Origin of the sequence: Catonella sp. (genome assembly GCF_052169795.1) — a bacterium.
In the GTDB taxonomy this organism is placed as follows: Bacteria; Bacillota; Clostridia; order Lachnospirales; family Lachnospiraceae; genus Catonella.
Map to the genome: position 1 here is coordinate 1 of NZ_JBQNBU010000070.1, position 11286 is coordinate 11286.

At 36.4% G+C, this 11286-nt stretch carries 8 protein-coding genes; 3 read left to right on the forward strand and 5 right to left on the reverse strand.

From position 1 onward, the window contains the following. Window positions 1-223 precede the first annotated feature (223 nt). Entirely contained in the window at window positions 224-901 is a 678-nt protein-coding gene (locus ACTTKP_RS09365; RefSeq protein ID WP_442553639.1) for a response regulator transcription factor, read from the forward strand. Continuing rightward, the gene (locus tag ACTTKP_RS09370) at window positions 898-2040 is read left to right on the forward strand and encodes a sensor histidine kinase (protein WP_442553640.1); all 1143 of its coding nucleotides are present in this window, start codon (window positions 898-900) and stop codon (window positions 2038-2040) included. The genes ACTTKP_RS09365 and ACTTKP_RS09370 overlap by 4 nt, the downstream gene beginning before the upstream one ends. 108 nt (window positions 2041-2148) lie before the next feature. Here the strand turns inward: ACTTKP_RS09370 and ACTTKP_RS09375 are convergent, their stop codons facing one another. From ACTTKP_RS09375 to ACTTKP_RS09395, 5 genes are all read right to left on the reverse strand, one after another. After that, window positions 2149-4296 (reverse strand): methyl-accepting chemotaxis protein, encoded by a 2148-nt coding sequence (locus tag ACTTKP_RS09375; RefSeq protein ID WP_442553641.1) that lies wholly within the window; start codon window positions 4294-4296, stop codon window positions 2149-2151. Between the two features lie 295 nt (window positions 4297-4591). Next, entirely contained in the window at window positions 4592-6736 is a 2145-nt protein-coding gene (locus tag ACTTKP_RS09380; protein WP_442553642.1) for a methyl-accepting chemotaxis protein, read from the reverse strand. 286 nt (window positions 6737-7022) lie between these two features. Continuing rightward, on the reverse strand, window positions 7023-7892 hold the full coding sequence (locus ACTTKP_RS09385; RefSeq protein ID WP_442553643.1) for a sugar ABC transporter permease: 870 nt from the start codon (window positions 7890-7892) through the stop codon (window positions 7023-7025). Further along, the gene (locus ACTTKP_RS09390) at window positions 7892-9238 is read right to left on the reverse strand and encodes a carbohydrate ABC transporter permease (protein WP_442553644.1); all 1347 of its coding nucleotides are present in this window, start codon (window positions 9236-9238) and stop codon (window positions 7892-7894) included. Before ACTTKP_RS09390 ends, ACTTKP_RS09385 begins: the two co-directional genes overlap by 1 nt. 105 nt (window positions 9239-9343) lie before the next feature. Then, the gene (locus tag ACTTKP_RS09395; protein WP_442553645.1) at window positions 9344-10684 is read right to left on the reverse strand and encodes an extracellular solute-binding protein; all 1341 of its coding nucleotides are present in this window, start codon (window positions 10682-10684) and stop codon (window positions 9344-9346) included. Window positions 10685-11170: 486 nt separating this feature from the next. Between ACTTKP_RS09395 and ACTTKP_RS09400 the strand changes: the two genes are divergently transcribed. Then, window positions 11171-11286 (forward strand): LacI family DNA-binding transcriptional regulator (locus ACTTKP_RS09400; protein ID WP_442553646.1); only part of this gene is annotated, 116 nt, incomplete at its 3' end.

Sequence of the window (11286 nt, forward strand, 5' to 3'; positions counted from 1 at the left end):
AACTAACGAGTATTATTATACTATATTTACCAAAATTTGTAATCAGCATTTTAGACAAAAATATGAGTGAGTAATATACAATATAAACAAAGAAAGGCTGAATAGTCACATCTCAAGTTTTTAATTTTTTACAAAATAGATTAATAGAAATTTTACTTACTATATGATATTATGATACAGACAATAAATATTCCGAATCAGGGGTTATAATAAAGGAGCAAAAATGAGAATATTAGTAGTTGAAGATGAACAGGAGCTCTGCGAATCTATTGCAAAGGGTTTAAGACTTGACGGATATGAAGTAGACACAGCTTTTGACGGAGAAGAAGCTTGGGAAATGACCTCAGTCGAAAGCTATGACCTCATAATCCTAGATTTAAACCTTCCCAAAATGGATGGAATGGAAGTGTTAAAAAACATACGCAAAGAAGATAACGAAACCGGCATACTCATTCTTTCTGCAAGAGGAGGACTGAAAGATAAGATAGACGGACTTGATAACGGAGCAAATGATTATCTTTGCAAACCATTTCATTTCGAGGAACTGGAAGCAAGGGTTAGAAGTCTCACAAGAAGGAGAGTAGTACAAAATAACCTCATTCTTGAATGTGGGGAGATTTCTCTTGATACCAAGGCTCGCACAGTATCTGCAAAAGGCAGCGAACTCTCTCTTACAAGAAAAGAACTTTCAATTCTTGAATACCTTATGCTACACAGAGATTGTCCGGTAAGCCAGGAAGAACTGATAAACCATGTATGGGATGGAAGTGTAGATAGTTTTAGCAACTCTATTCGTGTGCACATCTCCGCTCTCCGTAAAAAACTAAAAGCTGCATTAGGCTACGACCCGATTACCAATCGTATAGGTCAAGGCTATCTTATAGGAGGGGAGTCGGAATGAAAAAAGGCATCTCACTTCAATGGAAACTCACTCTAATGACCGCCTGTATGGTAATAGTTGCCTGCCTTTCCATAAGTTACTTTATAAGCAATTCTGCTGCAGTATATATGAATGAAATAGGTAACTCAGCCATCGCAATACTTCCCAGTGGCAATTTTTCTGAAAGCAAAACCGGTGATTTAGAAGTCCATCTCGACCCAAAAGCCATTCTTTCAGATATGGTTAAAAGTACACAGATAGAGTTTTGGGCAAAAAGCCTGCTTATAACATTGATTATAACATTAGTAGGAAGTTTACTGATGTACTTCATTGTCGGCTATGCTCTTAGCCCACTAAGCCGATTTACCAGACAGATAGAAGATATACAGGCAAAAAATATCCAACAGTCCATACTTCCACAAAGTAAATCCATAGAGATTGTAAGGCTTACTTACGCCTTTAACAGACTTCTAAAAAGACTTGGTGATACCTTTATCGCACAGCGTCAATTCTCAGCAAGTGCAGCCCACGAACTAAGAACCCCCCTTGCTGTAATGCGTACAAAATTTGAAGTTTTTGAAAAGAATAAGAACCTTACCCCCGATGACTGTAAAGATGCTATATGTATGGCAAGGACACAGACTGATCGCCTCTCTCATGTAATAGATATTCTGCTGGAAATGACCGAACTTCAGTCTGCTGAAAAAAATGACCATATAAATTTGGAAGAACTTGTCGAGGAAGTAATATGCGACTTGACAGCTGTAGGCGAAAAGAAAGGCATATCTATTACACAAAATATAGGCAGTGCCAAATTAACAGGCAGTGATACTCTTATATATAGGGCTATTTATAATCTTATAGAAAATGCTATTAAATATAATAAAGATAATGGTAACATCATAGTTTCTATAAAGGAAGAAAATGAATTTGCCAAGGTAATAATTGCCGATAGTGGTTCCGGTATAGTTAGAGAAGACTGGGAAAAAATATTTGAGCCTTTTTATAGAGTAGATAAGTCCAGAAGTCGTGCTATGGGTGGAGCCGGTCTTGGTCTTGCACTAGTAAAAGAAATAGCTATTCAACATGGGGGCAATGTAAAGGTCTTAGAAAGCTCTGAAAATGGGACAAGTATCGAACTTAGCTTATATAAAGGTTAATTCATCTAAATAATGCATACGGTACAACTGTCAAAAATATAAAAATTCTCTTGCAAGCTTGCTTACAAGAGAATTTATTTTTTATACCCATATCATATATATACAATACTACAGTCTGAACTTTGCAACTTCTTCCTGCAATTCTACTGCCACATTTGCAAGATTCTCACTAGCTCCCGAAATCTCTTCCAAAGACTGTACCTGAGTAGATACTGCTGCAGCTGCCTCTTCTGTAGTAGCTGCATTATCTTCAGCCACAGCAGAGAGATTCTCTATAGCCTTCATTATAACTGCATTCTTTTCTTCAATTTCCTTAGAAGACTTATCAAGTGTTTCAACTATGGACTGACTCTTCTCAATAGCCTCAGAAATCTGCTTGAACTTATCACCTGTTTCTGCCATCTTTTCATTCTGACCTTCCATAAGCCCTGCAACACCGTTCATAGTGTTTACTGCTTTTTCTACATCTGATTTAAGAAGATCAATATCTTTTCTTATATCTTCTGTAAATCCGGCACTCTGCTCTGCAAGTTTTCTTATTTCTTCAGCTACAACGGCAAATCCTTTACCCTGCTCTCCGGCTCTTGCCGCCTCGATAGCTGCATTGAGTGCAAGAAGATTTGTTTGATCAGAAATAGACTGAATCATCTCTCTGGCAGCAGAAATTCTTTCAGCACTCTCATTTGTCTTAATTATTATTTCATGTACTTCTCCTGCCGCCTTGTTATTAAGTGCATTGGCTTCTGCAAGGTGTTTAAGACTCTCATCTCCCTCATTCTTCTTATCCATAATAAAATCCATAGAAGATGATAAATCGTCAAGTGTCACAAGCATCTCTCCTAAGAGTCTGCCTGATTCTTCTGCACTAACTACTGCACTCTGAGATTCCTGTGCCTGAACTGTTGCACCTTCTGCAATATTAGTTACTGCATTACCCACTTCTCCTGCTGCATCTGCAGTAGACTGTGCTGTAGCTGTAAGCTCCTCTGCCGTAGCTGCTGTATTCTGAGCATTGGCATTAATATTTTGCATGATAGAAACAAGATTATCTACCATTTTTTCTACAGCCTTTATTATATTGCCTATTTCACTCTTGTCTGAAATATACTTCTCAGCCTCTTTCTTCTCTGATGTAAGATCAAGGTCATATTCAGACATCTTTACTATCATTTTTTCTACGAGCGAAAGTGGTGACATTACCTTCTTTATAAGAAGAACAAAAATAATAGCTCCTATAATTAGGGTAGTAAGAATGCTCACTATGATATTAATTATCATATTTTTATTTGCATCTCTATTTGCATAGCTCACAGAAGTTACAGAGGCAAAGGCCCATTTAACCGAAGTTCCTACACTATCTACCGGAATAAGTACTATCTTCGTATCCTTACCCGTTGAGTCAAGCTTAGTTGTCATAACTGTTTCCTTATAGTCTTGAGCCAGTTTAACAGCCTCCGTAACTTCAGGAAGATTCTCACTTATATTTTTTAGTGTTCTATCTTTATCAGAAGAATCTGCTACATAAGTTCCCTTATCAGTAACAAGTATCTTATAATCCTCATTAGTGCCTTCAAGTCCTTCAAGGTAACTCTTTATGTCATAAAGTGCAACATCTACAATAACAACTCCTATTACCTTATTTTCTTTAAGAATAGGATAAGCATAGGTTGTAGCAAGCTGATGATTATCATGATCTAAATAAGGCTCTAAAATAACAGTCTTACCCGTAGACATAGGCTGTCTATACCACTCTCTATCTGTATCATCAGAGAAATCTACAGTTGCATTTTCTCTGTCACCATAAACATAAGCAGTAAATCTTCCTGATTTTGCTACATCTCTTATATTAAAAGCATCACTTCCATCAAAGGCATTAGGCTCAAAATACACACCCATTCCAAACAAATTATTATTATTCCTAAACATATGAGTCATATTGGATACAATCTCATCTCTGTTTCTTTCCATCATAGTGTCGGTTTCAACAGCACTTTGTACCATTGCCCTCAAATCATTTCCGGTCTGATAAGCTGTTGCAAATCTAAGCTCAAGTTCCTTTGCAAGCCCTCTAGTTTCTTCAAGCTTATTCTTCTCATCTTTTGCAGTCACCGTAGTATAATTATAGATAATTTCTGATGTTGCCTTTAAACCTAAAATAAGAAATAACAATATCGAAATTATTATTCCCACCTTAAATCCTATGCTGTTTATCACCTTTGCCGAGCCATTCTTTTTAACAGATTTGTAATTCTCCATCATCTTCTCCCTTCATTTTTATTTATTTAGATTTATAAATAATTTTATTATCTATCCTTCATTACAGTTTACAATCCCTAACCTAGTTAGTTTACTATAATAATCTTAAATCTTCAATACCTACATCAATTAAAAAATATATTATTTTTTATTTTTTTAGTTAACATATCTTATATATATTGCTTAATTTTTTATTTTTAACAAATTAAAAAAATCTTCTATTTAGAAAAAAAGACTCTCCAACCTACAAAGTAGATTAGAAAGTCTTCTTATTATAATTATATGAAACTACATATTAGAAAGTAAACCTAGAAACTTCGTCCTGAAGATCTGTTGCAATATTGGCAAGGTTCTCACTAGCCTGTGAAATGTCACCAATAGACTGTACCTGAGTATCTACACTAGCTGCTGCCTCTTCTGTGGTAGCTGCATTTTCTTCAGCTATCGCAGAGAGATTCTCAACCATTCTAGTTACATTTTTGTTTTCTGTTTCTATAGTTTTTGATGCACTATTTATCTCATTAACTATAGCCTTGCTGTTCTCTACAGCTGCTGAAATCTCTTCGAACTTCTCGCTGGTTTCAGAAACTTTCTCGCTCTGTTTCTTAACCATCTCGCTAGACTGTTCCATCATACTTACTGCTGATTCAGACTTAGTTTTAAGTTCGTCTATTACCTGCCTGATTTCGCTTGTAAATCCTGCACTCTGCTCTGCGAGTTTCCTTATCTCGTCAGCTACTACAGCAAATCCCTTACCTGCCTCACCGGCTCTTGCCGCCTCTATAGCAGCATTAAGTGCAAGGAGATTGGTCTGATCAGAAATTGACTGAATCATCTCAGATGCACTGGATATCTTTTCAGTAGCCTGACTTGTTTCAGTAATAACATCACTTACCTGAACTGAGATCCTATTATTTTCATCTGTCAGCCTTACAAGTTCCTTAAGTGCAGTATTACCATCATTCTTACAGCTATCTATGGTATTAGTAGCTTTTGCAAGTTCCTCTAAGGTTTCTATCATCTCTCCTAAGAGTCTATTCGATGTTTCTACTGAACCTGCTGCTGTCTGTGTATCCTGTGCCTGACTTGTAGCTCCATCAGCTATATTGGTAACTGCTACTGCTACCTCTCCTGCTGCATCTGATGTAGACTGAGCAGTTGCTGTAAGTTCTTCGGCCGTAGCTGCTGTATTCTGTGCATGAGCATTTATATTTGTAACAATGCCTGTAAGATTGGCAACAAGTGTTCTAACACTCACTACTAAGCTGGCTATCTCATCACCACTCTTATCATACTTGGCACTTTCTTTTACCTCTGCATCAAGATTTAGATTGTAATCAGCAAGCTTGCCAATTGACTTGCTAATAAGTGCAAGAGGAAGTGAAACCATTTTTCTTAATAAAACAAATATTATTGCTGCAATAAGTATTATTACAATCACATTAACTACTATACTTGATACGGCATTCTTTACAGCTGTTTCTGTCATTTTTCTCTTAGTTACTACCGTCTGGAATACCCAGTTTTCAGGAGTACCCTCTGTATTTACAGGTATATAAATAAATATGGAATCTTTACCTGTCGTAAGTGAGGTATGCTCAGATTCAGTTTCTTGTAACTGCTGTGCCGCATCTATATGCGATTTAACATCAGCATTGCTATTTAGATTTTTCATTATAAAGCTATTATCAATTGAATGTGCTACAACAGTTCCCTCTCCTGATGTAAGTACTGTAAAATCATCAGGGCCATTCCCCGGATCTTCAGCAAGCAGCTCAGAAATATTGGTAACATATATATCTGCAGTTAGCATACCTACCATTTTGTCATTTATTTTTAAAGGCATAATATAAGTAGTAAGTATATTATTGCCTTCTTTATATGGCTGTGTAAAGGTAGTCACCCCTTTATCCATACCAATCTTATACCACTCTTCATCAAAATAATCATAGTAGTCGTCTTGGGAAATATTACCATTCTCATCCCTTTTTAGATAAACAGCCATAAGACCTTTTGGATTTTCAGGAGTTATATGCTGTGCATCTTTACCATCAAAAGCATTTGGCTCGAAAAAAGCACCCACTGCATCAATATGTTTGTTATCTTCAATAGCTTTTCTAACTGCTCCTTCTACAAACCCTCGGTGTCTTTCTTCAATAGGTACAGCATTCATGTTGCTCTCAACGGCATTGTCTGTTGCCTTTGCTGTGTAGTATACAGCCATAAACTCCTGCTCAAGCTGCTTAGCAAGTTTTCTTGTCTGTTCACGTTCAAGTTCCTTGTTTGTCTCGATAGCCGTCTTGTAACTTGACACAGCGTCATAGGCAGTTTTCACTCCCAGAACTACAAGAAGAATAATAGAAATAATAATACTTATCTTTAGTCCTACGCTTTTTACTCTTCCGTTGCCTGACTTCATGCCAACTTTTCTCTCTTTCATGGTTTCCCCCTTAACTATAATAAATTAATGTCACACAAAAAACTATACCCCTATTTTATCATTTTTTCAAGACCAATTTGGGATTATTATCGTTAAATATTGTATGAATATCAACAGTATTTTACTTGATTTTGTTTTTTAATGTAATATTGTGTGTCTAAATCTATATATTTTTCTATTATTTTTATATAATATAGCTAATTATCATTATTTTCAGATAAACGCAAATCCGGCACACTGCTTTTACAATGTACCGGATTGATATCCTAAAAAATATTATTATAACTTAACCCTTTACAGCTCCACCCATTCCATTTACATAGAACTTCTGTAAGTAAAGGAAGAGAAGTGCTATAGGTATGGATATACAAACTGCTCCGGCTGCAAATCTGGTATACCAAGAGCCTATATACTCTTTGCTTAACATCTGCCAAAGACCTATTGATACCGTAAAATACTCTGACTCAGCCCTGCAAATAACCTTAGCCGCAATAAAGTCTACCCAAGGTGAAATAAAAGCTGTAAGCACTGTAAATACTATAACCGGTTTAGATAAAGGAATAGTCACCTTAGTAAATACTTCCCACTTAGTAGCACCATCTATCATAGCTGCCTCATCAAGTGCCCTAGGAACTGTATCAAAAAAACCTTTGGCTATATAGAAACCAAGTCCTGCACCTGCTGAGTAGATAAGCACAAGTGCAACCCTTATCATAGGTCCTTCTGAAAGTCCAAGTGACTTAATTATATAATAAACAGCCACTATAGCCATAATTCCGGGGAAAAGTCCGAGTATCATAGCCATGTTCATAAACGGTTTTCTTAAACTAAAACGAAGTCTTGAAAGACAGTAACTTACACAAAGTACAAACACCGTTGATACCATACAAGAAAATATAGCTATAATAAAGGTGTTCATAAACATCTTTGGAAAATTAAGTACGGCTGTGTCTGTAAAAAGTTTTATATAATTTTCAAAACTCAAACTATCCGGAAAAATTCCCACACTTTTCTTAGGTGTAAGACTCTTAAGTACAACCCAAACTACCGGAAGTACCCATATTATTGAAAGTACCGCCAAGAAAACATGAACAAAAATATTAGTAATTATTTGGCGTACCCTGTATGAAGACGACATTTTTGCTTTTGTATCCATTATTTGAACGCCTCCTCATTCTTATAAGAACCACTTCTGTGGTAGGTTACCAGTGCAACTACGGACAGGATAATAAAGGTAATAATACCTATTACTGCACCTGTATTGAAATACTGCTTATCAACTGTCAGCTTATACAGCCAAGTAATAAGAAGATCCGTTTTACCGGCAGTATCACCGACATCAACAGGAGCACCTCCTGAAAGCAGATAGATTACATTAAAGTTATTGATATTACCTGTAAACTGCGTAATAAGATAAGGAGTAGTTACAAACAACATATAAGGAAGTGTTATCTTCCAAAAAATAGTTACTGTATTAGCTCCATCAACCCTAGCAGCCTCATAGAGTTCCTCTGGAATATTCTGTAAGATTCCTGTTACTTGTAAAAGTGTGTATGGAATACCTACCCAAAGGTTGATAACTATTACCGTAATTCTTGCCCACATAGCATCTGTAAAAAACGGAAGTGACTGGTTAGTTTCAAGGAAACCTATTGCCCTAAGTATCCTATTAACATCTCCATCTGCACCGAGCATTGTCCTCATTATCATAAGAGAAACGAACTGAGGAACTGCTACTGAAAGTACAAAGCAGAATCTCCAAAATCCCTTAGCTCTTGTGGCCTTTCTGTTTATGATAAGACCCAAAATCATACCAAGTATATAGTTAAGTGAGGTAGCAAATACTGCCCACACGACTGTCCAAATTAATACTCCCCAAAAAGACTTACCTACCTCACTACCGAGAGTAAGCACATCCTTAAAGTTATCAAGTCCAACCCAGTCAAAAAGCACCAAATGGTCACCCTTAACAGAGTAGCTTGTAAATGCCATACTTATCATATAAATAAGAGGCATAATTGTAAACAATACAATTCCGATAAAAGGAGGTGTCATAAGAAGCTTATGTAAATCCTGATCAAAAAGATTCTTTACATCCTCTCTAAAACTTAAAGGTTTTTTACCTGCCTTTTTCTTAAGTTCAGCCTCATACGAACTCTTAACTGCTGTTACTAAAACAACTATAAAGAAAATAGTTATAACTATTGCAAATATACCATAGAGCAGCATAAGCACTGTATTATCTCCTGCTGTATATTCATATATCTGCTTTTTCTCATTCCAAACCTCTTCTTGAGGAGTGCCTCCAAGGCTTATAAATCTCTGAATATTATAAATTCCGACACTTGCCAGATAATAAATATAGGCTGCCTCTATTCCTAAAAACATAAGCCCCTTTAATATCTGTCCACGCACCAAATTTCCAAGTCCCAGTATTAAAACAGATAGCTTGGTAAATACATCTCCCTTCGACACTGCTTTAAAGAATTTCACATCTTCCATGTTGTATTCCCCACACTCTAATATTATTTGTGTAAACTGTTACCTATCTCAATTTTACCATAGATGCGTGCCCTTTACGAACACGCACCTATTAGTATAAGTTTCTTATTTAGTATTAAATGCAGTATTAAGCGCCTCTGTCTTCTCAGCAGCATTATCAGCTGTAACATCTCCTGAAAGGATTGCCTTTCCCATATTCTCAGCATTTGCCCAGTAATTAGACATACCTGCTACGAACGGCTGCATAATAGATGTATTTGCTACTGTATTTCCCTGTGCTACTGCAAGTGCATCTGCAGCGATTTCAGCATCTGTAAGAAGGCTGTTATCTGTAGGAATGGTCTTTCTTATCTTATAGTGCTCTTTCTGAGCCTCTGTTCCACCAAGGAAAGAAGCAAGAGCAACTGCTACCTGAGGATTCTTTGTGTTAGGATTTACACCGATAGCCTTAGATCCTGCAAAACTTCTAAGCTGTACTTCATTTCCATCAATCTTAGCTGTAGGAAGTTGTGCAATACCTACATTCTCCTCACCAAGAGCATCAACTACATTGTTGTAATCCCAAGCACCTGTAAAGATAGCATTTACACTTCCGTCCTTAAGACCCTTCATACCTGAACCGTTATCATCATTAGAGAAGTTTTTATTCTTTACAAGCTCTACAAGATACTTAGTAACTGCTGTAGCCTTATCTCCACTATAGTCAATACCTGCATTAGCATCGTTGTTTCCACCAAAGAGTGTACAACCGTTTGCTGCATAGAAAGCTACATTATACCAACCATTTGCAAGTGGGAAAGAAACCTTACCCTTTTCAAGCATAGTCTCAAGATTCTTTATATCGTCCTCTTTGAACACTCTCTTATCATAATACATAAACCATGTATTAGATGTAAATGGAACAGCATATACTCCATCTCCATAGGTAACAGTATTTACCATAACTTCTGAATTCTGAGCCTTAACAGCGTCAAGAGCACTTCCACCGAGCTTTGAAATAGCCTTAGCTGCTACAAGATCACCTATATTATCATTTGCAAGCATATATACATCTGCTGCTGCTGTAGGATCCTGTGTTACCTGTGTTCTTGCCTCACCCTCAGGGCAAACGCCATACTTAAATGTAAGTTTCCAGTTTGGATGAGCCTCTGCAAACTTGTTGCACATATTGCCAAGCCAGTTACCGCTCTCTTCAGCCTGATCTTCCTGTGGGCTCCATACTGTAATTGTAGCCTCAACTGCCTCTTCAGCCGCAGGAGCTGAACTTGCCTTGCTTGCTGTAGATGCTGTAGCACTGCTTGTCTTAGCTGCACTGCTTGTCTTAGCTGCACTACTTGTCTTAGCTGCACTACTTGTCTTAGTATCAGCAGGCTTGCTACAAGCTGTAAGTGATGCTGCCATTATTCCTGCCAGCATAAGTGATAAGATTTTCTTTGACTTTCTCATTTGATTATTCCTCCTTTAATCATAAAACGGTTTTTGGCACTCTGCTACCTCTTCTGCTCTTCTTGCCGCCACAATAAAAGCATCTAAAACAGCCTTCAACCATCAACCACAAGAGTTTCGAAACTTTACGAAACTCCCTTTTCGTTTTATATTATCATTATCTTCCAATATTGTCAATATTTTTTTGTGCATTTAGCATATAAAACCTTTTTTATTCTACAACTGTTTCAATATTTTCTCCATTAATCTTGTAGAAAAGTATTATTTATTATTTCCATTTATAAAATCATAAGATTTATTTAGTCTTTTTAAATAGCAGGTAATTTTATTCTTTTGTTTTAATTAGATATTTTTTTGCATTTTTTATATACAATTTGTAAAAATTTATTTTTATTTTATATTTTTGCCTTATTTCTATTGCAACTTGCACAAAATAGGCTTATACTTATTTCGTAAAATTTCGTAAAAGCTAAGGAAGGTTTCACAATGATTACTATCAAAGACATAGCTAAAGAATTAGGAGTTTCTCCCGGCACAATTTCAAAGGGATTAAACAATGCTCCTGATGTCAGTGATGCCCTTAAACATAAAATCATTGACAC